The 26271-nt window shown below is 59.8% G+C and carries 23 protein-coding genes and 1 pseudogene; 13 read left to right on the top strand and 11 right to left on the bottom strand.

All coding sequences use genetic code 11. The features are described 5' to 3' along the window. The first annotated feature begins 36 nt into the window (after positions 1-36). From AC19YT_RS20115 to sthA, 3 genes are all read left to right on the top strand, one after another. Positions 37-1500: a glyceraldehyde-3-phosphate dehydrogenase gene (locus tag AC19YT_RS20115; protein WP_095107646.1), complete on the top strand. Its 1464-nt coding sequence runs from the start codon at positions 37-39 to the stop codon at positions 1498-1500. A 130-nt stretch (positions 1501-1630) separates the two neighbouring features. Then, on the top strand, positions 1631-2632 hold the full coding sequence (locus AC19YT_RS20110; protein WP_500610872.1) for an FAD:protein FMN transferase: 1002 nt from the start codon (positions 1631-1633) through the stop codon (positions 2630-2632). A 187-nt stretch (positions 2633-2819) separates the two neighbouring features. Beyond that, the gene (gene sthA / locus AC19YT_RS20105; protein WP_095107648.1) at positions 2820-4214 is read left to right on the top strand and encodes a Si-specific NAD(P)(+) transhydrogenase; all 1395 of its coding nucleotides are present in this window, start codon (positions 2820-2822) and stop codon (positions 4212-4214) included. A 42-nt stretch (positions 4215-4256) separates the two neighbouring features. Here sthA and AC19YT_RS20100 read toward each other — a convergent pair whose 3' ends face one another. Beyond that, positions 4257-4979 (bottom strand): glycerophosphodiester phosphodiesterase, encoded by a 723-nt coding sequence (locus AC19YT_RS20100; protein WP_095107649.1) that lies wholly within the window; start codon positions 4977-4979, stop codon positions 4257-4259. A gap of 2 nt (positions 4980-4981) precedes the next feature. After that, on the bottom strand, positions 4982-5575 hold the full coding sequence (locus tag AC19YT_RS20095; protein WP_095107650.1) for a PilZ domain-containing protein: 594 nt from the start codon (positions 5573-5575) through the stop codon (positions 4982-4984). Positions 5576-5669: 94 nt separating this feature from the next. On the opposite strand from AC19YT_RS20095, the gene AC19YT_RS20090 reads away from it, so the two are divergent. The 3 genes from AC19YT_RS20090 to AC19YT_RS20080 are packed head-to-tail and all read left to right on the top strand — an operon-like array spanning position 5670 to position 8908. Next, the gene (locus tag AC19YT_RS20090; protein WP_095107651.1) at positions 5670-6920 is read left to right on the top strand and encodes a lipoprotein-releasing ABC transporter permease subunit; all 1251 of its coding nucleotides are present in this window, start codon (positions 5670-5672) and stop codon (positions 6918-6920) included. A gap of 7 nt (positions 6921-6927) precedes the next feature. Continuing rightward, positions 6928-7611, top strand: coding sequence for a lipoprotein-releasing ABC transporter ATP-binding protein LolD (gene lolD / locus AC19YT_RS20085; RefSeq protein WP_176465057.1), 684 nt, complete (start codon positions 6928-6930; stop codon positions 7609-7611). A 52-nt stretch (positions 7612-7663) separates the two neighbouring features. Next, positions 7664-8908, top strand: coding sequence for a lipoprotein-releasing ABC transporter permease subunit (locus AC19YT_RS20080; protein ID WP_095107653.1), 1245 nt, complete (start codon positions 7664-7666; stop codon positions 8906-8908). 86 nt (positions 8909-8994) lie between these two features. On the opposite strand, the gene AC19YT_RS20075 is transcribed toward AC19YT_RS20080, so the two are convergent. Next, a complete protein-coding gene (locus AC19YT_RS20075) occupies positions 8995-10353 on the bottom strand; it encodes a heavy metal sensor histidine kinase (RefSeq protein WP_500610871.1) in 1359 nt (452 codons plus the stop codon). Next, the gene (locus AC19YT_RS20070) at positions 10353-11033 is read right to left on the bottom strand and encodes a heavy metal response regulator transcription factor (RefSeq protein ID WP_095107655.1); all 681 of its coding nucleotides are present in this window, start codon (positions 11031-11033) and stop codon (positions 10353-10355) included. The genes AC19YT_RS20075 and AC19YT_RS20070 overlap by 1 nt, the downstream gene beginning before the upstream one ends. Before the next feature lie 154 nt (positions 11034-11187). On the opposite strand from AC19YT_RS20070, the gene copI reads away from it, so the two are divergent. Next, positions 11188-11703 (top strand): copper-resistant cuproprotein CopI, encoded by a 516-nt coding sequence (gene copI / locus AC19YT_RS20065; RefSeq protein WP_095107656.1) that lies wholly within the window; start codon positions 11188-11190, stop codon positions 11701-11703. 56 nt (positions 11704-11759) lie between these two features. Beyond that, positions 11760-12590 (top strand): NADPH-dependent 7-cyano-7-deazaguanine reductase QueF, encoded by an 831-nt coding sequence (queF, locus tag AC19YT_RS20060; protein WP_500597442.1) that lies wholly within the window; start codon positions 11760-11762, stop codon positions 12588-12590. 45 nt (positions 12591-12635) lie between these two features. On the opposite strand, the gene tal is transcribed toward queF, so the two are convergent. From tal to AC19YT_RS20040, 4 genes are all read right to left on the bottom strand, one after another. After that, the gene (gene tal, locus AC19YT_RS20055; protein ID WP_500610870.1) at positions 12636-13562 is read right to left on the bottom strand and encodes a transaldolase; all 927 of its coding nucleotides are present in this window, start codon (positions 13560-13562) and stop codon (positions 12636-12638) included. Positions 13563-13725: 163 nt separating this feature from the next. After that, entirely contained in the window at positions 13726-14736 is a 1011-nt protein-coding gene (gene dusA, locus AC19YT_RS20050) for a tRNA dihydrouridine(20/20a) synthase DusA (protein ID WP_500597438.1), read from the bottom strand. Positions 14737-15312: 576 nt separating this feature from the next. After that, a complete protein-coding gene (locus AC19YT_RS20045; protein ID WP_500610869.1) occupies positions 15313-15690 on the bottom strand; it encodes a hypothetical protein in 378 nt (125 codons plus the stop codon). A 2-nt stretch (positions 15691-15692) separates the two neighbouring features. Then, complete coding sequence (locus tag AC19YT_RS20040) at positions 15693-17144, bottom strand: PAAR domain-containing protein (protein ID WP_500610868.1); 1452 nt, start codon at positions 17142-17144, stop codon at positions 15693-15695. Positions 17145-17376: 232 nt separating this feature from the next. On the opposite strand from AC19YT_RS20040, the pseudogene AC19YT_RS20035 reads away from it, so the two are divergent. Then, positions 17377-17697: pseudogene (locus AC19YT_RS20035) on the top strand (DUF4113 domain-containing protein); the annotation flags it as partial. A gap of 540 nt (positions 17698-18237) precedes the next feature. On the opposite strand, the gene AC19YT_RS20030 reads toward AC19YT_RS20035, so the two are convergent. Beyond that, positions 18238-18756, bottom strand: coding sequence for an RNA polymerase factor sigma-70 (locus AC19YT_RS20030; RefSeq protein ID WP_500610867.1), 519 nt, complete (start codon positions 18754-18756; stop codon positions 18238-18240). Between the two features lie 98 nt (positions 18757-18854). On the opposite strand from AC19YT_RS20030, the gene AC19YT_RS20025 reads away from it, so the two are divergent. The 4 genes from AC19YT_RS20025 (at position 18855) to AC19YT_RS20010 (ending at position 23835) form a co-directional block, all read left to right on the top strand. Then, positions 18855-19925 carry a FecR family protein gene (locus AC19YT_RS20025; protein ID WP_500610866.1) on the top strand — a complete coding sequence of 357 codons (1071 nt, stop codon included), beginning with the start codon at positions 18855-18857 and terminating at the stop codon, positions 19923-19925. A 98-nt stretch (positions 19926-20023) separates the two neighbouring features. After that, the gene (locus AC19YT_RS20020) at positions 20024-22402 is read left to right on the top strand and encodes a TonB-dependent siderophore receptor (RefSeq protein ID WP_095107665.1); all 2379 of its coding nucleotides are present in this window, start codon (positions 20024-20026) and stop codon (positions 22400-22402) included. 93 nt (positions 22403-22495) lie between these two features. Beyond that, a complete protein-coding gene (locus AC19YT_RS20015) occupies positions 22496-23647 on the top strand; it encodes a PepSY-associated TM helix domain-containing protein (protein ID WP_095107666.1) in 1152 nt (383 codons plus the stop codon). Further along, positions 23644-23835, top strand: a complete 192-nt coding sequence (locus tag AC19YT_RS20010; protein ID WP_095107667.1) for a hypothetical protein — start codon at positions 23644-23646, stop codon at positions 23833-23835. The genes AC19YT_RS20015 and AC19YT_RS20010 overlap by 4 nt, the downstream gene beginning before the upstream one ends. A 169-nt stretch (positions 23836-24004) precedes the next feature. On the opposite strand, the gene AC19YT_RS20005 is transcribed toward AC19YT_RS20010, so the two are convergent. Further along, positions 24005-24625 carry a tyrosine-type recombinase/integrase gene (locus AC19YT_RS20005; protein WP_500610865.1) on the bottom strand — a complete coding sequence of 207 codons (621 nt, stop codon included), beginning with the start codon at positions 24623-24625 and terminating at the stop codon, positions 24005-24007. Between the two features lie 87 nt (positions 24626-24712). Further along, entirely contained in the window at positions 24713-25918 is a 1206-nt protein-coding gene (gene chrA, locus AC19YT_RS20000; RefSeq protein ID WP_500610864.1) for a chromate efflux transporter, read from the bottom strand. Positions 25919-26271 lie beyond the last annotated feature (353 nt).

The raw sequence follows: 26271 nt of genomic DNA, 5'->3' as shown, positions 1-26271 counted from the left end.
CGGCGGCATAATGTAGCCCCTTTTTTCTGCCCCTACATGTGGAAGGTTCCCGTGACTCAGAAGCCCGACCAGTGTCTTGGTGAATGGATCGACCGTGAAGCACTCGCAGAAGCGATGATTCCGCTTATCGGCCAGCTCTACCGCAACAACAATGTGGTGAGCTCGATCTATGGCCGCAGCCTGATCAACCGGTCAGTCATCGCGATTCTCAAAGCCCACCGCTTTGCTCGCCATCGCCAGTCCGACGACAGTGAATTGTCTGTCCACGAGACTTTCCCCCTGCTTAAAGCCATGAGCGAGCTCAAGCTCGGCGCTGCTTCGGTAGACCTGGGCAAACTGGCGGTCAAGTTCAAGACCCAGGGCAACGGCCGTACCGCCGAGCAGTTCGTGCGTGAAGAGCTGGCCGATGTGGTTGGCCAGCAAAACGCGTCGGCGCGCAAAGGCACTGACGTGGTGTTGTACGGCTTCGGTCGTATCGGCCGCCTGCTGGCGCGCATTCTGATCGAGAAAACCGGTGGCGGCGATGGCCTGCGCCTGCGTGCCATCGTGGTCCGTAAGGGCGCCGAGAATGACCTGGTCAAACGCGCCAGCCTGCTGCGTCGCGACTCGGTCCATGGCCCGTTCGACGGCACCATCACGGTCGATGAAGCCAATAACACCATCACCGCCAACGGCAACCTGATCCAAGTGATCTACGCGAAGAACCCGACCGAGGTGGACTACACCCAGTACGGCATCAAGAACGCGTTGCTGGTGGACAACACCGGTGTATGGCGTGACGCCGACGGCCTTGGCCAGCACCTGACGTGCCCGGGCGTTGACCGCGTTGTGCTGACCGCGCCTGGCAAGGGCAAGCTCAAGAACATCGTGCACGGCATCAACCACGGCGAAATCACCGCCGACGACAAGATCATCTCGGCCGCTTCCTGCACCACCAACGCCATCGTGCCGGTGCTCAAGGCAGTGAACGACAAGTTCGGCATCGTCAACGGTCACGTGGAAACGGTTCACTCGTACACCAACGACCAGAACCTGATCGACAACTTCCACAAGGGCGATCGCCGTGGCCGTAGCGCCGCGCTGAACATGGTCATCACCGAAACCGGTGCGGCCACCGCAGCGGCCAAGGCCCTGCCTGAGCTGGCCGGCAAGCTGACCGGCAACGCGATCCGCGTGCCAACGCCGAACGTGTCGATGGCCATTCTCAACCTCAACCTTGAGAAAGCCGCCACCCGCGAAGAGATGAACGAGTACCTGCGCTACATGGCGCTGCACTCCGATCTGCATAAGCAAATCGACTACGTCAATTCGCAGGAAGTGGTATCCACCGACTTCGTTGGCTCGCGCCACGCCGGTGTGGTGGACGCTGAAGCGACCATCACCCAGGACAACCGCGTTGTCCTGTACGTGTGGTACGACAACGAGTTCGGCTACAGCTGCCAGGTCGTACGCGTGATGGAAGACATGGCCGGGGTTAACCCGCCTGCCTTCCCACGCTAAGCCCAGGGTTTAGCCGCTGTTGAAAACGCCCCGACTGGTTCGGGGCGTTTTTGTTTGTGCCGTTCGTGGCGGGCCCATAAGGGCTGGTCTGTTTTGCAAGGGGAGGGGGGAAGTCGTGGGGCGAATCACGATGGCAGGGGTTTTTCTGGCGTTGGCCGTTGTTGCGGGCTGCGGCCCGGACGAGTCGTTGCAGCGCTTCGGCGGCCCGACCATGGGCAGCACCTACAGCATTCAGTATGTGCAGCGCGGTGGTGTGCCTTCAGTGGGGGAGGTGCAGCGGCAGGTGGGGCGAATCCTCGCTGAGATCGACGAGCAGATGTCCACCTACCGCAGCGATTCGGACATCGAGCGCTTCAATGACTTGCCCGCCAACAGCTGCCGCGCGATGCCGGCGCCGGTGTTGGAATTGGTGCGGGTCGGCGAGCAGCTGTCGGCTCAAAGCAATGGTGCTTTCGACTTGACCATCGAGCCCTTGCTCAACCTGTGGGGCTTCGGGCCGCAGTCGCGGGGCGAGCAGGTGCCGGATGCCCAGGCCCTGGCGCAGGTCCGCCAGCGTGTCGGTCACGTTCATTTGCGCATCGAGGGCGAGCAGTTGTGCAAGGACGCGCCGGTGCAGGTGGACTTCAACAGCATCGCCGCCGGCTACGCAGTGGACCGCATTGCCACGACGCTGCAAGGGCTGGGCATCGGCAGCTACCTGGTAGAAGTCACCGGTGAACTCAAGGCTGCCGGCCACAAGCCTGATGGCTCGCCTTGGCGGGTGGCCCTGGAAGAACCTCGGGATGACCAGCAAGTGCTGGAACGTATCATCGCGGTCGATGGCTTCGGGGTGTCCACCTCGGGGGATTACCGTAAATACTTCGAGCGCGACGGGCGCCGCTACTCTCACACCCTCGATGCCCAGACCGCCGCGCCAATCCAGCATGCCCTGGCCTCGGTGACGGTGCTTCACCCGCAAGCATTGATGGCGGATGGCTTATCGACATTGCTGTTGATTCTCGGGCCGCAACGGGGCTGGGAATATGCAGAGAAAAACGCCATCGCCGCATTTTTTGTGATTCGTGCCGATAACGGTTTTGTCACCCGCAGCAGCGCGGCGTTTGAGCGCATGAGCACAAACCTGGCCCCTTGACCTTGATGTAGTGCAGGCAAAAGTAGCCTACGACACGACCAAGGGTTAATGTGCGCGGCGTTGAGGCTTCTATAGACTGTGTCCGGGTTCTAGCTTGACCCCCAATTTGTTCCTTCATGCCGCTGGCCGCGGCATGATTTAGCCGCAGGCGCCGCAGTGGTGCCTCGGCCTGTTCTGAGGAGTACGCATGGCTGTCTACAACTACGACGTGGTGGTGCTGGGTTCCGGCCCTGCTGGAGAAGGTGCGGCAATGAACGCCGCCAAGGCCGGCCGCAAGGTGGCGATGGTTGACAGTCGCCGTCAGGTCGGCGGCAACTGCACCCACCTGGGGACCATCCCGTCCAAGGCCTTGCGTCACTCGGTACGGCAAATCATGCAGTTCAACACCAACCCGATGTTCCGGGCCATTGGTGAGCCGCGCTGGTTCTCGTTCCCCGACGTACTCAAGAGTGCCGAAAAAGTCATCTCCAAGCAGGTGGCGTCCCGCACCGGTTATTACGCCCGCAACCGCGTTGACCTGTTTTTCGGCACCGGCAGCTTTGCCGACGAGCAAACGGTGGAAGTGGTCTGCGCCAATGGCGTGGTGGAAAAACTGGTGGCCAAGCAGGTCATCGTTGCCACCGGGTCGCGCCCGTATCGCCCGGCCGATATCGATTTCCACCACCCGCGTATCTACGATAGCGACACCATCCTGAGCCTGGGCCACACGCCGCGTAAGCTGATCGTGTACGGCGCCGGCGTGATCGGTTGCGAATACGCCTCGATCTTCAGCGGCCTCGGCGTGCTGGTGGAACTGGTGGACAACCGTGGCCAGTTGCTCAGCTTCCTGGACTCGGAAATCTCCCAAGCCCTGAGCTACCACTTCAGCAACAACAACATCACCGTGCGCCACAACGAAGACTACGACCGGGTCGAAGGCGTGGACAACGGCGTGATCCTGCACCTCAAGTCCGGCAAGAAGATCAAGGCCGACGCCTTGCTCTGGTGCAACGGCCGTACCGGCAACACCGACCAGTTGGGCCTGGAAAATATCGGCATCAAGGTCAACAGCCGTGGCCAGATTGAAGTGGACGAAAACTACCGTACCGCGGTGCCGAACATCTACGCCGCGGGCGACGTGATCGGCTGGCCGAGCCTGGCCAGTGCCGCTCACGACCAGGGCCGCTCGGCCGCTGGCAGCATTGTCGATAACGGCAGCTGGCGCTTCGTCAACGACGTGCCGACCGGGATCTACACCATTCCGGAGATCAGCTCGATCGGTAAAAACGAGCAGGAGCTGACACAGGCCAAGGTGCCGTATGAAGTCGGCAAGGCGTTTTTCAAGGGCATGGCTCGGGCGCAGATCGCCGGTGAACCGCAAGGCATGCTCAAGATTTTGTTCCACCGCGAAACCCTGGAGGTGCTGGGGGTTCACTGCTTCGGCTACCAGGCTTCGGAGATCGTGCACATCGGCCAGGCGATCATGAACCAGCCGGGCGAACTCAACACGCTGAAGTACTTCGTCAATACCACGTTCAACTACCCGACCATGGCCGAAGCCTATCGGGTAGCGGCGTACGACGGTCTCAATCGGCTTTTTTGAGCGGCTCCGGCCGGTGGCCTGAGCCGGCCGGGGAGACCGATTTCAGCTATTCCCAAGGGTGGCAGTGGCCAAACCGGGAAAGTCTGTAATCAGGCTATCTACGCCGAAGTCGGCGAGCCTGCGCATCAGCGCGGGTTCGTTGACGGTCCACACCGACACATGCAACCCCTGGCGCTGGGCCTTTTCCAGGCGTTCAGGGGTGCAGAGTGTCCAGTTCAACGCCAGAATCTCGCAGCCATAGCCCTGGGCGACCTTCAGCGGGTCGAGCCAGGCGTACTCGGCTACCAGCCCCCGGGACACGTCCGGTGTGAGGTCCAGGGCGGCCTTGAGCACTTCCCGCGAGCCGGAGGTGATGGTGACCCTGTCCAGCAGGCCGAAACGCTGGGCCAGTTCCCGAATCGCTAGCACGGTGGTGGCCGCGCGGGTGCGTGATGCGCTCTTGACCTCCAGTTGCCAGTGCTCGAAATCGCATTGCTCGAACAGCTCCTCCAGGCGCGGGATCGGACAGGGCGTGATCCAGCCCGGGCCACCCTTGCGCGCGTCGTAGCTGGTCAGGTCGGCAGCCGAATGCTCGGCCACTTTGCCGCGCCGGTCGGTGGTGCGCTTGAGGGTCGGGTCGTGGATCACCATCAGTTCGCCGTCGCGCGACAGGTGCAAGTCCAGCTCGCAGCGGCGCACGCCGTGCTTGAGGCACTGCTGGAAACTGGTCAGGGTGTTTTCCGGTGCTTCGCCCTTGGCGCCGCGATGGCCGTAGATGAGGGTCACGTTTATTCCTTCTGGGTGACGGACGATTCGTTCTGTTCTCGGGCCAGGCGTCGTTCCTGGGCCTGTTTTTGCAGGATGTAGCGTGCCAGCAACTGGCGTTGGGCGTCGCTGATGAGTTCGAACTCGGTGCCGACCTCGAACTGCGCCCCTTTAGCGGCACAGTGGGTGACCCGGGCGCGTAGCAAAAGGCCCAGGGCCTGGGGCATCAACACGAGCTTCACCGACAGCGCGGTGCCGAGGGCAAACGCATTAGGGGCGCTGAATTCGATGCCGCCCTCGGAAATCACCACCGGTTGCGGTTCGCCGATCTGCCCGAGCACGGTCAGGGCCACGACCTGGCTGAGCAGGTCGATGCGTTTGTTAAGCACTTTGAGGTAGCTGGCGGTGTTGCGGTCGCGTTCGCTGATTTGCCGGAGTAGGTGTTGCGACTCGAACTCGCTCAGGTGCAGTTCGCTGAGTAGGTTGAACAGGGGTGACGCATCCTGCAACACATCCTGGCCCGCGGCTTCGGGGGCGGACAGGGGCCGAATTTCCAGTGCGATCGTGTCCTCGATACGGTAGTATTCGCGGCGATCTTCTTCATCTAATGTCGACATGGCGAACCCATGGTAGCGGCGGTGGTCTGAGTGTAAAGCTGGTTATCGACCCCCGCCACAAGGACGTTCCTTTTCCCTCCGAACAAGCCCCGACATGTTCAGACCTCTCTTCGTATTTATTGGCACGCGTTATACCCGCGCCAAGCGTCGCAATCATTTTGTATCGTTCATTTCCCTGACTTCGATGATCGGGCTCGCCTTGGGCGTGGTCGTGATGATCGTCGTGCTGTCGGTGATGAACGGTTTCGACCATGAGATGCGCACCCGCGTGCTGGGCATGGTGCCCCACGCCACCATCGAGTCCGGCGAGCCCATCGGCGACTGGCAAAGCGTGGCCGCCAAGGTCAAGCAGAACCCGCAGGTGCTGGCGGTGGCGCCCTTTACACAGATGCAGGGCCTGCTGACCAACAATGGCAAGGTGCAGAAAGTTCTGCTCAATGCCATCGACCCGGCCCAGGAGCGGCAGGTGTCGATCATCGATCAGTTCATGCAGCAGGGCCAGCTCGATGCGCTGGCCCCCGGCAGCTTCGGCATCGTCATCGGCGACAAGGCCGCCGCCAAGCTCGGCGCCGTTATTGGCGACAAGCTGACCTTCGTCGCCCCGGAAGTCACCGTGACGCCGGCGGGCATGTTCCCGCGCATGAAGCGCTTCACCGTGGTCGGCATCTTTCATGTCGGCGCCGGTGAGATCGACGGCTACCTGGGCCTGACCAACCTCACCGACCTGGCGCGTCTGCACCGCTGGCAGCCGGATCAGGTGCAGGGCCTGCGGCTGAAATTCGACGACCTGTTCCAGGCCCCGCGCACGGCGTGGAACATCGCCCAGCAGTTGGGCGAAGACCGCTACTACGCCCGCGACTGGACCCGCTCCCACGGCAACCTCTACCAGGCCATCCGCATGGAAAAAGCCATGATCGGCCTGCTGTTGCTGCTGATTGTCGCGGTGGCGGCGTTCAACATCATTTCCACCCTGGTGATGGTGGTCAACGACAAGAAGGGTGACATCGCGATCCTGCGCACCCTCGGCGCCACGCCGGGGCAGATCATGGCGATCTTCATGGTCCAGGGCACGGTGATCGGTGTCGTTGGCACCTTGATCGGCGCCGTGGTGGGCATGTTCGCGGCGTTGAACGTCAGCGCGGCCATCGCCGGTGTCGAAAGCCTGATGGGGCACAAATTCCTGAACGCCGACGTGTACTTCATCGACTACCTGCCTTCGCAACTGATGGCCCAGGACGTGTTGATGGTCTGTGGCGCGGCGTTGGTTCTGAGTTTTCTCGCCACCCTGTATCCGGCCTGGCGTGCGGCACGCACCCAGCCTGCGGAGGCGCTACGTTATGAGTGAGTCGGGCATGAGTGAAAAAGCAATCCTGAGCTGCCGCAACCTGGGCAAGTCGTATGAAGAAGGGCCGGAATCGGTGGTGGTGCTGTCCGGCCTGCAACTGGAGCTGCACCCCGGTGAGCGGGTGGCGATTGTCGGTACGTCTGGTTCGGGCAAGAGCACCTTGCTCAACCTGCTGGGCGGCCTCGATACGCCCACCGAGGGCAGCGTCTGGCTGGCCGGTGAGGAGTTGTCGGCCCTGGGCGAAAAGGCCCGTGGCCAGTTGCGCAACCGCTCTTTGGGCTTTGTCTATCAGTTCCACCACTTGCTGCCCGAGTTCACGGCGCTGGAAAACGTCTGCATGCCGTTGCTGATCGGCCGCACCGCGATCCCCGAGGCGCGCCAGCGTGCCACGGCGTTGCTTGAGCGCGTCGGCCTCGGCCATCGCCTGGAGCACAAGCCCTCGGAGCTGTCCGGCGGCGAGCGCCAGCGTGTGGCGATTGCCCGGGCGTTGGTGAACAAGCCGGGGCTGGTGATGCTCGACGAGCCTACCGGCAACCTCGACTCGCACACCGCCCAGGGCATCCAGGACCTGATGCTGGAACTCAGCACCTCGATGCGCACCGCGTTTCTGGTGGTGACCCACGACATGAACCTGGCCCGGCAGATGGACCGTGTGTTGCACCTGCAGGAAGGCCGCCTGAGCGCGATCTGATTCAGCACCCGGCGCGTTGCCGGGTCGTTCACTTTTTTACGGTGCCTCGCCCATGTTCAGACCGTTATCGATCTTTATCGGCACGCGCTACACCCGCGCCAAGCGGCGCAACCGGTTTGTCTCGTTCATCTCGATGACCTCCATGATCGGCCTCGCCCTGGGCGTACTGGCGATGATCGTGGTGCTGTCGGTGATGAACGGTTTCCAGCGGGAAATGAGCTCGCGCATCCTCGGTATGGTGCCCCATGCCACCATCGTCGGCGTCAACCCGATCGACGACTGGCAACCGGTGGCCGCTGCCGCCCTGAAAAACCCCGAAGTCACCGCTGCGGTGCCGTTCACCGAGATGGAAGGCATGCTCTCCTACAAGGGCGCCATGCAGCCGATCCAGATCAGCGGCGTTGACCCGGCGCTTGAAGGCCAGGTGTCCATTGTGGCCAAGCACATCGTCCAGGGGCGCCTGGATGCGCTGCAACCGGGTGAGTTCGGCGTGGTGGTAGGGGAAATCACCGCGCGGCGTTTTCGCCTCAATGTCGGCGACAAATTGACCCTGATCGTGCCCGAAGTCAGCAGCGCACCGGGCGGCATTACACCGCGCATGCAGCGCTTGAATGTGGTCGGGGTGTTCAAGGTCGGCGCCGAGCTGGACGGTTCCATGGCGTTGATCCACGTGGCCGACGCCGCGCAGATGCAACATTGGCAGCCCAACCAGGTGCAAAGCGTGCGCCTGGCGGTGAAGGACCTGTACGCCGCGCCCAAGGTATCGAGTGACGTGGCCGCGAGCCTCGGCGCCGCCTACCGGGCCGATGACTGGACCCACACCCAGGGCAGCCTGTTCAGCGCGATGAAAATGGAAAAGACCATGATCGGCCTGCTGTTGCTGATGATCGTTGCCGTCGCCGCGTTCAACATCATTGCCACGCTGATTATGGTGGTGAACGACAAGGGCGCCGACATCGCCATCCTGCGCACCATCGGCGCAACACCGCGGCAGATCATGGCGATCTTCATGGTCCAGGGCACGGTGATCGGGGTCGTCGGCACCTTGATCGGCGGCATCCTCGGGGTGATCGCGGCGCTCAACGTAAGTGAGTTGGTGGGTTGGCTGGAGCGGGTTTCTGGGCAGCACATCTTCAGTTCCGACGTGTACTTCGTCAGCAACCTGCCCTCGGAACTGCAAGGCGCGGACGTGGCGCTGATCTGCGGCGCGGGTTTCGTCCTGAGCTTTCTGGCGACGGTGTACCCGGCCTGGCGCGCGGCGAAAATCGAGCCGGCCCATGCGTTGCGTTATTCCTAAGCCCTGACGCGCTGGAGGAGCCTGTGCTATCGCAAGCAGGTTCTCCAGCGCAACATCGCCTCCCACCGTCAGGCATCCGTTCTAACTTACACCTGCTTAGGCAACTCAATCACAAAGCGCGTCCAGCCCTGCTGCGACTCGCAACGAATCTGCCCGCCATGGGCGCGGATGATCGATTGGGTAATCGCCAGCCCCAGCCCCGCATGTTCACTGCTGCCTTCGCGGCGGGCAGGGTCGGCGCGATAGAAGCGGTCGAACAGGCGCGGCAGCAGCTCGGGCGGGATGCCGGTGCCGCTGTTTTCTACGCTCAGGCACAGCTCTTTGCCCGTATCCGCGATCAGCACCCGCACCTCGCCGCCGGCGGGGGTGAAGCGTAGGGCGTTGTCCAGCAAGTTGGAAAAGGCCCGGCGCAGCATGTTGCGATCCCCGGCGAACGGTGCGCTGCCTTCGCGGCTCAGGGCGACCTGGGCGTCTTCGGCCAGGGGCGCGAAAAACTCCAGCAGTGCATCGATTTCCGCACCCAGGTCCAGGGCCTGATGCTTGGGGGTGAGCAAGCCGTGGTCGGCTTTGGCCAGGTACAGCATGTCGTTCACCAGTTGCGCCATCCACTGCAACTCTTCGAGGTTGCTGTGCAGCGCCTCGCGATAATCCTCCAGGCTGCGCGGCCGGGTCAGGGTGACCTGCGTGTGGGTCAGCAGGTTGGACAGCGGCGTGCGCAGTTCGTGGGCGATGTCGGCGGAGAACGCGGACAGGCGTTGGAAGGCGTCGTCGAGGCGCCCGAGCATGGCATTGAAGCTGTGGGCCAGGTCCGCGAGCTCCGCCGGCATTTGCGCGTCTGGCAGGCGTTGGGCCAGTGAGTTGGCAGAGACGCTGGTCGCCACCTCGCTCATGCGCCGCAGCGGGCGCAAACCGCTGCGGGCGGCCCAGGCCCCGAGCAGCGCCGTGGCCAGCGCCGACAGGCCGACCGTCAGCCAGATCAGGTGCTGCATGCGTTGCAGGAAGTGCTGGTGGTGGGTGATATCCAGCACCAGGCTCAGGCGCGGCGAATTTGCCTGGTGGGTTTGCAGCGCCGTGTTGTAGACCCGGTACGCGGTGCCAGCGCTGTCTAGGCTGTGCAGCCCGGGCGCGGTCGGCAGGTCTGGGGGCAGGGCGGCGCTGTCGAACCACCGCTCGCCTTGGGCGCTGCGGATGTGCAGCGCCAAGTCCGGTTGATGATTGAGTTCATCTCGCAGCCGGCCGAGGCGTTCGTTCAACTGAGCGGGGCTTTCGGCGCCCTCGAGGATGCTGCGCAGCGCCACCAACTTGCTGTCCAGCAGTTGCTGGTCGAGTTCGATGAAATGGCCCTCGCTGGCGCGGCTGAACAACACCCCGGCCAACAGCGATACCACCGCAGTGCACGCGGCGAACAGCAAGGCCAAACGGCCGCTCAGGGATAAGCGACCCATCACGGTGCGCGCTCTTCGAGGACGTAGCCCATGCCGCGCACGGTGTGGATCAGCTTGTTCGGGAACTCATCGTCGATCTTCAGCCGCAAGCGGCGGATGGCGACTTCGATCACATTGGTGTCGCTGTCAAAATTCATGTCCCAGACCTGGGAGGCGATCAGGGATTTGGGCAGCACCTCGCCCTGGCGGCGCAGGAACAATTCCAGCAGGGCGAACTCCTTGGCGGTCAGGTCGATGCGCTGGCCGTTACGCTCCACGCGGCGGCGGATCAGGTCCAGGCGCAGGTCGGCCAGTTGCAGGCAGGTGTCCTGCGGCGCGGCGCTGCCACGGCGCAACAGGCTACGCACCCGGGCCAGCAGTTCGGAGAAGGCGAAGGGCTTGACCAGGTAGTCGTCGGCGCCCAGTTCCAGGCCATGCACGCGGTCTTGCACCGCGTCCCGGGCGGTGAGGAACAGCACCGGGGTATCGAGCCCGGCGCTACGCACAGCCTGGAGAATTTCCCAGCCGTCGCGCCCGGGCAACATCACATCGAGAATCAGCAGGGCGTAGTCGCCGGTCAGGGCCAGGTGCTGGCCGGTGGTGCCGTCGGCCACCAGTTCGGCGTTGAAACCGGCCTCGCTCAGGCCTTGGCGCAGGTAGTGCCCGGTTTTTGGTTGGTCTTCGACAATCAGCAGTTTCATGGGCAACCCGTGGTCAGTGGCGTCAAGCGTTATACCGCGTCTGGCGGCGCGGGCAGGCAAGCTGACAAAGTTGTCATCTGAGCGTCAGTTTGCTGGCAGCGGCGCGGCGCTAGAGTTTCCCACAAGCTGAACCTCATCTTGTTGGAGTGTGACCATGTTTTTGCGAAATCCCCTGTGGCTGGCCGGTTGTCTGTTGCTCGTGAGCTTTCCAGTCTGGGCCTCGCCCGCCCATACCTACGACTTCGGCCAGCCCGCGCCGGCGGCCAGCGCCACGCGCAGTATCGAGGTGGTGATGGGCGACATGACGTTCAACCCAGCCTCCCTGAGCATCAAGGCCGGTGAAACCGTGCGCTTCGTGCTGGTCAACAATGGCCGCTTGCTCCATGAGTTCAACCTCGGCGATGGCGCCATGCACGCCCGCCACCAGCAGGAAATGCTGCAAATGCAACAAAGTGGCCAATTGACCCCCACCGCCATGAAGGCCATGGACCACGCCAGCATGGGCCACGGCCAAATGAAGCACGACGACCCCAATAGCGTGCTGGTGGAGCCGGGCAAGACCGGCGAACTGACCTGGACCTTCAACAAGGCCACGGACCTTGAATTCGCCTGCAATATCCCAGGGCATTACCAGGCCGGGATGGTGGGCAAGCTCAAAGTCGGCCAGTAAGCACGGCGTGGATAAACCCGATAGAATCGTCGGGTTTTTTCAGTCAGGTTTCCGCCATGCATCCCGCAGCCGAACATTCGCCGCTGGGCAAGTCCAGTGAATACATCAGCACCTACACACCTTCCTTGCTGTTCCCGATCCCTCGTGCGGCGAAATGGGCCGAGCTGGGCCTGAGCGCCGAGACCCTGCCGTATCAAGGTGTGGATTTCTGGAATTGCTTCGAGTTGTCCTGGCTGCTGCCGTCGGGCAAGCCGGTGGTGGCCATTGGCGAGTTCAGCGTCCCCGCCGATTCGCCGAACATCATCGAATCCAAGTCGTTCAAGCTGTACCTCAACTCCTTGAACCAAACGCCGTTTGTCGATCAGCAGGTGTTGCAAACGACCTTGCAGGCTGACCTCTCGGCCGCCGCCGGCAAACCGGTGGGCGTACGTATCCGCAGCCTGGCCGAGGTCGAGGCCGAAGGCGTCGTCGCCTTGCCCGGCGTGTGCATCGACGATCTGGATATCAGCGTCAGTAACTACGAGCAACCGCGCCCGGAGCTGCTGCGCTGCGACGCTGCGCGGGTGATCGAGGAAAGCGTGCACAGCCATCTGCTCAAATCCAACTGCCCGGTCACCCGCCAGCCGGATTGGGGTAGCGTCGCGGTCGAGTACCGCGGTGCGGCCCTGGACCACGCCAGCCTGTTGGCGTACCTGGTGAGTTTTCGCCAGCACTCCGACTTCCACGAGCAGTGCGTGGAGCGGATCTTCCTCGACCTGCAACGCCTGCTCAAACCGGAAAAACTCACGGTGTACGCCCGCTACGTGCGCCGCGGTGGCCTGGACATCAATCCCTACCGCAGTACCGAGGCGGTAACGCTGCCCAACGCGCGCCTGGTGCGCCAGTAAACAAAAGCCCCGCACAGAGCGGGGCTTTTTTGTGGCCAGTGTCAATCAGAGCTTGGCGGTGAGCAGGGCTTCGAGCTTTTCCTGGTCGCGGGCGAACTGGCGGATGCCCTCGGCGAGTTTCTCGGTGGCCATCGCGTCCTCATTGGAGGCCCAGCGGAACTGGCTTTCGCTCAGGCTCTGGCGGGCTTCGCCGGTATTGCCGGGGGCCAGTTTGCGTTCCAGTTTGCCGGTGTCGGCGACGAGTTTTTCCAGCAGGTCGGGGCTGATGGTTAGGCGATCGCACCCGGCCAGTTGCTCGATCTGATTGAGGTTGCGAAAGCTCGCACCCATGACCACGGTCTGGTAGCCATTGGCCTTGTAATAGTTGTAGATGCGCGTCACCGACTGTACGCCCGGGTCATCGGCGCCGGTGTAGTCACTGCCGTTGGCTTTTTTGTACCAGTCGTAGATCCGGCCCACGAACGGCGAAATCAGGAATACCCCAGCGTCGGCGCAGGCCACGGCTTGGGCAAAGGAAAACAGCAGGGTGAGGTTGGTCTGGATGCCTTCGCGCTCCAGTTGTTCGGCAGCGCGGATACCTTCCCAGGTAGAAGCGATCTTGATGAGCACACGATCGCGGCCAATGCCGGCTTTTTCATAGAGTTCGATCAAACGATGGGCACGCTTGAGCATGGCGTCCGTGTCGAAGGACAGGCGCGCATCCACCTCGGTAGAAATACGCCCCGGGATCACCTTGAGGATTTCCTGCCCCACGGCCACCGCAAAACGGTCGCTGGCCAGGCCGACGTCACCTTTGCAGTCGCTGACGCAGGCATCGAGCAATGGGGCATAACCGGCAATCGCCGCCGCTTTGAGCAGCAACGAAGGGTTGGTGGTGGCGTCTACCGGTTTGACGCGCGCGATAGCCTCGAAATCGCCCGTGTCGGCGACAACGGTGGTGAACTGCTTGAGTTGATCCAGCTTGGAAGTCATGTGCGTGCTCTATCCGGTGGGTTCGACGACATTACCCGAGGGCCGGCAGCCACTCAAGGGTACTGATTCATAACGCCATCACGGTCGCCAGGGCCGTGGCGCCATGAAGCCATCCTGACGGATTCGATGCTCAATCGCGCCGCAGGTTCAATACCGGTGCAGCCTAGCGGCCTTCGAGCAACTGCGCCGCCTGGTCCAGCAAAACCAGAGGCTCCTTCGCCTTATGGATGTCCACCGACAGCAACTGGCGGAACCGCCGCGCCCCGGGGAACCCAGTGCCCAGGCCCAGCACGTGGCGAGTGATATGGTGCATGGCCCCGCCAGCCTCCAGATGCGCCGCTATATAAGGACGCAACTGCGCCAACGCCTGTGCCCGGGAAACCACCGGTGCCGTGCTGCCGAACAATTGCTGGTCCACCTCGGCCAGCAAATAGGGGTTGTGATACGCCTCGCGGCCGAGCATCACACCGTCGAAGCGCTGCAGGTGCTCATGGCAGGCCTCCAGCGTCTTGATCCCGCCATTGAGAATGATCTCCAGCTCAGGGAAATCAGCCTTCAACTGCGCCGCCACCTCATAACGCAGGGGCGGGATATCACGGTTTTCCTTGGGCGACAGCCCTTCCAGAATCGCAATCCGCGCATGCACGGTAAAACTGGTACAGCCGGCATCCCGCACCTGGCCGACGAAATCACGCAACTGTTCATAGCTGTCGCGGCCATTGATACCAATGCGATGCTTGACCGTCACCGGAATCGACACCGCGTCGCGCATTGCCTTCACACAATCAGCCACCAACGCCGGGTGCGCCATCAGGCACGCGCCGATCATATTGTTCTGCACCCGATCACTGGGGCAGCCCACATTCAAGTTCACCTCGTCATAACCCGCCGCCTGCGCCATCCGCGCACACGCCGCCAAATCCCCCGGCACACTGCCGCCTAACTGCAGGGCTAACGGATGCTCAGCCTCGTCATGGCGCAAAAACCGCTCATGATCGCCATTAAGCAACGCGCCCGTGGTGACCATTTCGGTGTAGAGCAGGGCGTTTTTGGATAAAAGGCGCAGGAAAAATCTGCAATGACGATCGGTCCAATCCATCATCGGGGCAACGCTAAAGCGTCTGGACAGCTCGGGCCTTGTGTTTGCTGCTCTGGAACGGGGTTCTTGTGCCATTTTGCTCTACGTCTTTACAGCATGTTTTGGGGCGTTTTCAGGCGGTGTCAGCCATATCGCCCGGGTTCGGACTAAACGCGACGGGTTGCAAGTCTACCAAGAGAGCTAGGGCTTCGCCCGCGCAAGACCGAAGTCAGTGGTGAGTTGGTGATAATGAACAGGGAGCCAGCGGCGTTGGGAGGGTTGTTCTGATGATCCTGGGTACGGGTCTGATCTGCTTGCTATGTGATTTTGGTAGAGCGTTACTGTGGTCACGCAAACGAAGGACAAAACCGATGGAAACGGCTGACCAATACATGAGTGTTTTCCCCTCTGAAGTACTTGCCGCAGTGGCTCGCGGGGAAGTGGATCTGAACGAATTGGCCAGGGTTGTATTGGCTGGCCGGGGCCTGGATCAGCAGGCGAGGTGGGTGGGTTTTAAAGAGGCTGCTCGGCTTCAGGAACACGGATACTAACCTGAAGATTGTAATGGTATGTGCAAGAGCAGTGGATCTGCTCTTGGCAGTGATGTTAAGGGGGAGGGAATTTCTGGGAGGGCGTTAAAACCAGTCACTGTAGATGACTGGTTTGTACTCTTCAATTTGTCCAGTTCATATATTGTCCTATGCCCCAAGTCACAAACATAAAAGCCACGCTGAACGCCAAAAAACCGTACTGACGGGTGATTGTTTTCTTTAGTTCTTTGGGGAAGTTTTCAATGTCGCTGAGATCGGCTCCGCCATCTCTCAAGTAGAGTTTTGGAGCCGTCAAAATGCCAGAGACAGCTCCCATCATAAACAGTCGTCCGAATGGATCATTTCCCATTAGTGGTCTTCTGATTTGAATGGCGCGGCAGTTTGAAAGGTGTTTTAGGATTTCATCCATCTTTGTGTAGCTGGTGTGCAGCCATAAACCCAAAGATAAAAATACGGATATGAACATAAGTGTCAGGCTATAGAAGTATAAGTTAGGCAAGGTCACTGGCTCATTAAGTAAAGTTGTTCGCCATAAGTTTCGCCGACAGCTTCTCCAATCTTTCCCCCTGCTAGCGAAGCGCCGCCTACGACGACAAGCCCACAAATAATACCGCCGACAACAAATGTTCCTGCGCCAATTGCTGCACATAGGGTGGTAGATGCTGCACCGGAAACCAATGCACCGGCTATTGCTCCGCCTGCCAATCCTCCTGTGAATTTTCCGCTTTCTGTGAATTTCACCTTTTGACAGTCCTTCTTCCGACCCACCTCACAAGCCTCCCGAACTTTCAGCACCGACGCGGATGCCCCCAGCCCAATGCCAATCCAGCCGCCTGCATTTATGTACTTACTGGCCTTGGCGACGCCATCAATGTGGGTGGAATACCCCGGAATACTTCCCGGTGCCCCTGCCTTGCTCCAGTGGTGCACCAGGCTACGGCTAGAGATGCCCAAGGCGTTTTTCAGCTTGGGGTGATCGGGTATCCCCACACCCTTGCGCACAAGCGGGCCAAGGCTATTGTCCAGTTGAGACATTAAAAGTTTTCGGTGCGTAAAGAACTCGGAGGTTTGCAATTTTCCATGTTGTTGGAATGTTCGCTGATGCAGTGCCTCTAGTTCCGTCAAGGTCAATTTCAAGTTGTCCAAGTGCTTTGAAAACATGACCTCTCCAATACCGATGGCCGTCGCTCCCTCGGATAGAAAGTGTTCAATCTCGTCGTGATGGCGCGCCATAAAAGTCGACTCATCATCACTTAGCGGCTCTAGGGCATTGGTAACCCTCTGCGCAGCCTCCATCAGTAGCGATTCTTCTCGGGTGCACTGGAAGTTCTGTGGGTCACTCAATACAACCATTTGGCCGGGCTTGGCGAAGTTCGACAGATGGGGGTTCAGCGTGCGGAACTTAGCCAATACTGCGGCATTGGGGTGTGGGAACAGAAGCGCCTCTAACTCTGCTCGAGGCATTGGGTTTTGCACGATGTGGAAGCCTGGTTCCGCAGCTTCAGTCGGTGTTGCAGCGGGTGTTTTGGACGCTGATGTAGCGCCCGTAAACCTTTGGGTCGGCAGCTCTCGAATCAAGTCGCCCTGGTAATCGCCGGCGTTCATGGCCTGTGTCCAACTGCGCGACGCCTCCTGGGCCTGGGCGGCATGTTGCGGGGCGATAGCCGTGAGGCTTTCCTCCACGCTCATCCTGCTTTGCGTCGCCAGCAGTCGGTTGCTACCCAGAGGGCAGCCGCATTGCACGACATGCCCTTCGCTCGCCACCGCCAGCCCCCCAACCGTAAAGGAGTCATGCCCCTCAGCGATGTAACCCACGGTCTTGCATCGTGGGCACGTCACCAGATCGCCAACCCTGGCGACCGGGGGACCGTACAGGGTTGTGGATGCCGCTGAAAAAACCACTTTCCCGCCAGTGGTGGTCGGGTCTCCCTCTCTGACAACGTAGTACTCCATGGCAAATCCTTGTTATTGGAATGAGCCAAAAAGGCTAACAAACAGGGTGCTTTCAGTAATGTCGGACGCTTCCCGATTGCGCTGCTTAAAAGGCCTACAGTTTTTGGAGGTGAGCGCAGATGTTCTCCTACGCGGCTGAGAACTTAAGGGCACAGCCAGTCGGCGCAGCGATAAGGTGCGGTGGTAGGAATACGTTGGTGGTGCGGGGGCTTGCTTGAAGCCATGCCACATGGATGATCGCCTGCTGACGATGGCGGCAGTGGGTGCGCTTGATCGCATCTTTTAGGCCAGGCTTCAACTACAGCAAGGCGGAGGTGATGCTCATGGATCTCCGGCAGCCAGGTGAGTACACCGACGATCTGTTTGCGAGATCGCAGCCGGCAGAGTCGACGCGGATCATGGCTGTGCTGGATCAGATCAATGAACGTTGGGGCACGGGAACGCTTCGATCCGCGAGTGTGCCAGGCAACCCTGAGGGGGTATGCAGCGGGAGATGATGAGTCAGAGTTACGCCACGAAGCTTGACCCGCTTTGGGCTGTGAGCTGTAAGTAACTCCTGTCAGCTGTTGCGAGTAGCTGTTTTCGGCCGATTGTGTTGAAAAAGTCGGTTTTCTCAAACTGCCAAAAGACTGATCGGTGAAAGCGCCTCTTTTACGCACTGCTACGTGAAATCTGAGTCTGAATGCCTTTACGGCGATTCAAGATTTCAATCTCATGCGCGTACTTTTCTGCCGTGAAAACCACATCCGACTTTTTCAACAGAATCGGCCAATAGCAGCCATTCATGGACGACTTTTATCGACCGAGGCTGTGTAAAAACACTTTCGTGCAGATACAGCAATCAAAATCCGCGCGAAAACCACGTTCCTACGCAAAATCCAGGTCTGCTGACCAACCGAACGTCTGCAGATTTAACCTAGAAGCGAGGCCTTCAAAACGGCGCCTGCGTTTTTACACAGCCTCGACCTTTAGCTGCCGGTCAGCACAGGCATAGTCCGGCAGTAGCGTCGTTAAGGAAAGTTCGTTTCTGAGGATAGGCAGGTGTTGCAATCGTCTCAGGTTGGCGGCGTTTTGCTGCCAAAGTTAAATGGCGTTAAAGCGCTTTCTGCCGACAGTGCAGCAGGGCCTCGCTTATCATGGCATGGACCAATGAGGGAGAAACGCCGAGGATCTTTGCGATTTCATTCTGTTTCATGCCGTGGATGCGGCACATTTCGAACGCATACCGGGTGCGTTCCGGCAAATCGGACAATGCGTCGGAAACCCTTTCCAGTACTTGTTGATCCGACACCAATGCTTCCGGTGTATCCGCCTGGGGGCAGGACATTTCGCTGCTGTCATCTTCGTGGACGATCCAGCGCTCCTCGAACTGACGGCGACGGTAATGGTCGATGGACAGGTTGCGCACGATGCGCGTGAGGTATGAGGCTTGCGACTTGATCAGCCCACTGGTGTCAGCCCCACCCATTTTCAGAAACGCTTCATGGACAATGTCTTCGGCCTGGCTGCGACATCCGGTAATTCGTGCCGCGAGTCCAATCAAGCGCTGACGTCGCTCAAAGAACACCTCAAGCAATTGGGTATCGCTCCCCGCCGTATTAGGCTTTTGCATGATGCACCTGAATTGTTTTAGGAATCTGCCAGCGAGGGTCGTGAATTTATTCTTATTAAGAATTATTTGCAATCACTGCCCAAAGTCGTTCAGCCTGAGTGCCATCAATTAACGCCGAGGTTAATTTCAACGGCGTGCTGGAACTGAGCCAAAACCGCAGGACATGGAGTAAGCTTGCCGAAATTTTCCTTCTGCCAGCCAAGATGACCAATTTTCCCTGCCCGCAGAAAACCACTAGCGAAATAGCTGCCGACTGGTGTGTGCGACTGCATTTCAGTGAGTGCACGGACGCTGATCGTGCCGAGTTCCGGTGCTGGTATGATGCGGACCCTGCCCATGCGCTCGAGTACACGAAAATGTGCCGAGTATGGGAGGTGAGCGAACAATTGCCGACCAGCCTCGATGTCGACAGATCGGGGCGCTCGCGTTGGAGCCAGCCATTATTCTGGATGGCGCGTGCGGCGGTGGTGTTGGCGGCGGTGGGGGGCGTCTGGGGTACAGGCTGGTCAGCGGGTCTGCTGCCTGGCAGTGTTCGCTATTTCACCGCGCAGGAAGTCCGTCGACAAGTTGAGTTGCCTGATCACAGTCAAGTGCAACTCAATCAGCGTACTGGGCTTGTCTACCTCGGTTTTCGCGATCAACGCCAGGTACTGCTACGTGATGGCGAGGCTTTTTTTGATGTGGAGCACGATCTTGAAAAGCCGTTCGTGATTCGTGCTGAAAACGCCACTATCAGAGTCACCGGTACTCATTTCAATGTCTGGACCGGACAAGAGCTGACCACGGTTACCGTCACCCAGGGCTCGGTGCTGGCTTCGAGCGACAAAGGCAGCCCTGATAACAATCAGGGCACGGTGCTCACCGCCGGCATGCAGGCAACATTCAGCCCTGGTCATCTGGCGCAATTGGCTCGCATCGATCCCGCCAGGGCCGCTGCCTGGCGCGATGGCAAGCTGATGCTCGATGGGGTCAGCCTGCGCGAAGCGCTGCCCCAGATCAACCGCTACCTTGACGTACCGTTGAAGCTGGCGAGCAGCGAGGTCGGTGACCTGCGCATCGGCGGCACCTACAACATCAGCGAGCTTGACCAACTGGTCGTCGGGCTGCCGAAGATACTCCCGGTAAAGTTGCGCCACAGCGATGAGGCGACCCTGTTGTTCAGTCGCTGAAACCTGCCCACTGGATTTCTTTTTCGTGATTTCCTGAACAAATCACACGCTCATTCGTCGATCCGGCATGCCCTTAACATCAAGCTACCGGAACCATTATGAGCGCCTATCCACTGAATCGACCCGCCCTGCAACTGCGCTGCTGCATTGCCGCCGCCATTCTGGGCCTCACATTGGTGACAGCGGTACCGGCAATGGCCGAGCCGGCCCGAGTCAACATCCCTTCGCAGGCGCTGTCGTCGGCGCTTTCCGATCTGGCCAGGCAGACCAACCTGCAGATCATCTACAGTGAGGACACGGTGTCCGGGATTCGAAGTCGTGACGTCGCCGGAGAGATGGAGCCGGAGGCTGCACTTCGCCAGTTGCTGGGCGGGTCAACAATTGTCTACCAGATCGAAGGTAATCATGTGACCTTGCAGGGTCGCAGTGACGACTCGACGATGGCATTACCTGTCACCAGCATCGTCGGTCAGGCCTACAGTTCTGTAAGTCCTGACGACGGCTATATCGCCAAGCGCGCCTCTGCTGGCACCAAGACCGACACGCCTCTGGTTGAAACGCCATACTCGGTTTCTGTGGTTACCCGTGAGCAAATTAAAGCCCAGCAGCCCAAGACCATCGCCCAAGCCCTGCGTTATACGCCGGGCGTCAATGCCGAAATCTCCGGTCCTCAGTTCGTTACCGACCAGTTGACCATTCGCGGTTTTCAGCAGGGCACCGGACGCATGTTGCGTGATGGAACGCGCACCTTCTTGCCCGAGTTTCTCGGCTGGGACGCCCCCGAACCTTATGGCCTGGAACGAATTGAAGTGCTGCGCGGTGCCAGTTCGGTACTTTACGGAGCTTCCGATCCAGGTGGACAGATCAATCTGGTGACAAAGCGCCCGACGATCGAGCCACTGCATGAAGTGCAGTTGCAAATGGGCAACCACAACTATCAGCAGGGCGCCTTTGATCTGGGGGATGCACTGGACGAGGAGGGCATCTGGAGTTACAGGCTGACTGGCCTGTTCCGGGAAGCCGATGCCCAGACCGACCACATTACTAACCGTCGTCAGTACATCGCCCCAGCCATCAGCTACCGTCCCAGCGACAACACCGAGCTGACGTTCCTGGGCGAGTACCAGAAGCAGACCGGCAACTTCGCCAACCTGCTGCCGGCCGATGGCACTGTGTTTCGCGACCCTCGTGGACGCCTGGACCGCGACACCTACGTGGGCGACACCGCGTCTGACTTCATGACCAACGAAAAGACTTCTCTGGGCTACGTGTTCGAACATCAATTCAACGAAGTCTGGACGGCGCGACAGAACGTGCGTTACAGCGACTATCGCCAAGCCAGTTCCGAGATCGCCATTTTCGGGCCAGCGGGCGACCAGTACTCGCGCTACAACGATCAGCGCAAGGGCGACGGTCATCTGTTCACTATGGACAACCAGATACAGGCCAACTTCGCCACGGGCCCGCTCGAACACACGCTGTTGACCGGCGTCGACTACAACAACGGCAAGTTTGATCAGGAGCAATCGCTGAACTTCATCTTGGAAAGCTTCGACGTGTTCAATCCGGTCAACGGGCAGCCATTGACCTTCGTTCCGTTCAGCGCCGCCAGCTACGAACAGAAAATGTCGCAAACCGGTGTCTACCTGCAGGATCAGTTTAAAGTTGACAAGTGGGTGTTCCTCCTGGGCGGTCGCTACGATTGGGCCAGCAACCAGAAGGACGACCGCGCTCCGCAAACCCAGAAGGATGAGAAGTTCAGCGGTCGCGCCGGTATTGTCTACCTCTTCGACAATGGCCTGGCTCCCTATGCCAGCTACAGCGAATCGTTCCTGCCGGTCATGGGCTTTACCGCTAACAATTCGCAACTTAATCCGGAAATCGGCAAACAATACGAAGTGGGCCTCAAGTACGAACCGCCAGGGACCAACAGCCTCTACACCATTGCCTGGTTCGACCTCACCAAACAGAACGCCACCGAGAACGTTGGCGGCTTCTCCCGCCAGGAAGGTGAGGTTCGTTCCAAAGGTGTGGAGTTCGAGGCCAAGACCGAAATCACCCAGGGTTTCAATCTGATCGGCAGTTACACCTGGAATGATGTTGAAGTCACTCAATCGGAAACCGGCAACAAGGGTAATACGCCGTTTCGGGTGCCAGAGCACATGGCGTCGCTGTGGGGTGATTACATCGTCCAAAGTGGCTCGCTGGCTGGCTTGCGTCTGGGTGCTGGCGCCCGTTACGTGGGCAGCACATTCGGCGATTCGGCCAACAGTTTCAAAGTGGACAGCTATTCCGTGGTCGACGCACTGGTCAGCTATCAACTCGGCAAGGTCGATGCTTCGCTGGAGGGCGTAGAAGTGTCGTTGAACGCCACGAACCTGTTCGACGAAGAGTACGTGGCCGGTTGCTTCAGCACCGTGGGCTGCCAGTACGGACAGCAACGTACTGTCTACGGCACGGTGAGTTACAACTGGTAAGTCCGGGCTGGCCAGATACAGTTTTTTGTACCTGGTCGCCGGCCGTGTCCGGCAACTCTCGGCAAGCGTGGATCTACAGGAAAAGTACCGAACATGACCGCCCGATTCTTGCGCAACTGGTATCTGGTGCATAAATGGACCAGTCTGATCGCCACCCTCTTTTTGTTGTTGCTGTGCCTGACGGGGTTGCCGCTGATCTTTCATGAAGAGATCGAGCACTACTTCGAACCGCACCCGGAACTGCGCCCGCTGACTGCCGAAGCGCCACGAATCGACTACGACAAGGTGACTGCCAGTGCCTTGGCAGCACGGCCAGGCGAAGTCGTGCGCTTCGTCGGTTTCGACCCGCAAGATCCGCTAGGCATGGTGATCACTGCAACAAGCCTGGTGCCTCCTCCGCTTGACGGTCACTCTCAGCCGTTCGATACGCGCACCGGCGAGCTGTTCCCGCCGGAGCCGCCGGATAATGGTTTCATGAACCTGATGCTGCGCCTGCATACCGATTTGTTCGTCGGTCTGCCCGGTTATCTGTTCCTCGGATTCATGGGGCTACTGCTTGTAGCGTCGCTGGTTTCCGGTGTGGTGGTGTACACGCCGTTCATGCGCAAGCTGGACTTCGCCACCGTGCGCAGCGGGCGTAGTGAACGACTGAAATGGCTGGACCTGCATAATGTGCTCGGTATCGTCACGCTGGCTTGGGTGGTGGTGGTTGGCATTACCGGCGTGATCAATACCCTGGCGCTGCCCATACAAGGCATGTGGCAGACGGGCCAGCTGGCGGATATGACTGCGCCCTATAAAGACGCACCACCACTGGAAAGCCTCGGTTCCTTGCACAAGGCGCTGGAATCCGCTCGAAACGCGGCGCCTGACATGGAACCGAGTTTCGTGGCGTTTCCGGGTACTCAATTCAGCAGCAAGCATCATTACGCGGTGTTCATGCGCGGTACCACGCCACTCACCGCGCGCCTGCTCAAGCCGGCCCTGGTGGACGCGCGAACGAGCGAGCTGACTGACATGCGCGAGATGCCCTTGTATGTGAAAACCTTGCTGGTCTCGCAACCCTTGCACTTTGGCGATTATGGCGGCTTGCCACTGAAGATCATCTGGGCACTGCTCGACGTGATTACCATCGTCGTCCTGGGCAGCGGTCTGTACCTCTGGTTGGGCCGACGCAAAGTAACATTGGAAAAGCGCCTTGCTGACCTGAATGCCAATGGCGTGGGAATGGAGGGCAGGGCATGAGGCGCGGCCTATGGATGATATTTCGTTGGCCGCTGTTGCTGGCTCTGCTGAGCTTTCTCGGGCTGTTTTCGGCACTCATCGGCGATGAGTTCTACGATCTGCTGTCGTGGCTCAGCCTCGGCGTGCCATTGCTGCTGGTCGGGGTGGTGTGGATACGCATGCGTCATGTAAATCGGCCACGTTCGTGATCGTACTCGGCGCTCTGCTGGGAGAGCGGGGGCGGAACAGCCATTACTTTTTTGTCTTCCCACTGAGACCGGTGCGCCTCTGTTCAGGGGCCGATGGATTCAGGCTTGGCCTGACTGTCGGGTTCTGGCCGGTTAGCGACGGTCTGACTTCGACCGTCGCTATACATGGTCAAACCTCAGTCTGTTCCGCCATTTCCAGGGCGTCATCGACCTCAATTCCCAGGTATCGCACAGTGCTCTCCAGCTTCGTATGGCCGAGCAGCAACTGAACCGCAGGCAGGTTCTTCGTCCTGCGATAGATCAGTGATGCTTTCGTACGTCTCATTGTGTGTGTGCCATACATCGCTGGATCAAGGCCTACGGCTTTCACCCAGCCTTTGACGATACGAGCGTATTGACGAGTAGATAGATGGTCTGAAGTATGCAGCCGGCTAGGAAAAAGGCAGTCCTCGCTGTGTAGCTGGGCCCGCTGTATCCAGGCCGCGAGGGCAGACCGTGTTTGCTCAGTGATCTCAAACTGCACAGGCCGCTGCGTTTTCTGCTGCATCACCATGGCTCGTGATGATACGTGCTCGCCATGAGCGACATCGCGCACGCGGAGTTTGGTTAAGTCGCAGGCTCGAAGCTTGCTGTCGATGGCCAGATCGAAGAGAGCCAGATCTCGGGTTCTTTCCGCCATTTGAAGCCTTACTCGGATGGCCCAGATATCGCTCAGTCGGAGTGGGGGTTTCTGCCCGACCAATTTTCCTTTGTTCCAGTGCTGACGGCTGCAGGTAGCGATGATGTTCACGACAAGTCCTCCACGTGGTGAAGGACAAGGATGACTAATCAGAGCAACGGTCGCTAACCGGCCAATTGCGGACATCAGCGGTTAGCCTCACAGAGCTATATTCAACAGCCCGCCCAGGACGCCGCTGCCGAGTACAACCAGCCACGGCGGCAACTTCCAGAACATCAACGCAACTAGTGCCACGAGGGCCAGACCAAAGTCCTGTGGGGCGTGAATCGCACTCGTCCATACCGGCTGATACAGAGCGGCAAGCAACAGACCCACCACAGCCGCATTGATGCCCAGCAGTGCCGCTTGGGTGCCGCTGTTCCGGCGCAGACGCTCCCAGAACGGCAAGGCGCCCACCACTAGCAGGAAAGCAGGCGCGAAAATCGCCAGCAGGCAGATCAGGCCTCCAAGCCAACCGCTGGGCTCCTGGTTCATCGAGGCGCCGAGAAATGCTGCGAAGGTGAATAGCGGCCCCGGGACGGCCTGAGCTGCGCCATAGCCTGCCAAGAATGCATCGTTGTCGACCCATCCAGAAGGCACGACTTCAGCCTGCAATAGCGGCAGCACCACATGTCCGCCACCGAAGACCAGCGAGCCGGTACGGTAGAAAGCGTCCACCATCGACAGCACCTGACTTGGGAGCAACTTTGCCAGGAGCGGCAGCCCGAGCAGAAAGGCAAAGAACAGGGCCAGCCAGAATAGGCCAGCGCGACGCCGGATGCTAATGGGCAGTGGATCATGGGATTCGTCCGGCTGGGGCTTGAACAGCAACAGGCCAATGATCGCGGCAATAAAAATGACTCCCACTTGCCCTAAGGCGGACGGCATGAGCAGCACGAAGCAGGTCGCTGCCACCATGATGGATATACGCGGCGCGTCGGGGCACAAATTTCGCGCCATACCCCATACCGCCTGTGCGACCACCGCCACCGCTACCACCTTCAAACCGTGCAGCACACCAGTGGGCACGGCATCGCCATAGCTGGCGATGCCCAGAGCGAAGAGGATCAGGGCAGTCGCGGAAGGTAAGGTGAATCCCAGCCACGCAGCCAGTGCGCCGCCATAGCCTGAGCGAGACAGCCCAAGCGCGATGCCAACCTGACTGCTAGCAGGCCCCGGTAGAAACTGGCAAAGGGCGACCAAATCCGCATAACTGCGCTCGCTTAGCCACTGGCGACGCACAACGAATTCATCCCGGAAGTACCCCAAGTGAGCGACTGGGCCACCGAAAGAAGTCAGACCCAATCGCAGAAAGATTAAGAAAACAGTCCAGTGGCTACGGTCAGCCTGGAGCGTATCGGTCATGTTCGTTTGATCCATCATTGGCAAATTCACCAAACGATAATCGAAAATCGTAACGGAATATGATGAGTCTAGCTGCGCAACCTGATGATGCAGAGGCCTACTGAACCTTGCCGCCTAGCGGCTTGAGCCCAACCGCATCAACCGCGGAGAGAAAGCTCCAATAGCTCATCAGCGTTGACAAGTGACCGCTTCTGGCCGGGAGACGCCTGTCACGACAGGCAGGAACCGGCCCAGAGTGTGTAAAAACGCACCGGTAAACCCTTGCTATGATTTCCGAGAATCTCAGCGTATGGGACGCCCATGAAACGGTTTATCCAGGGTGAACACCGAGGTCAAAGCACCTTACTTCCCGA

Source organism: Pseudomonas sp. MF08875 (assembly GCF_059862525.1).
Note: the sequence above shows the minus strand (reverse complement) of the source record. Positions and strands in the feature narration are given on the sequence as shown.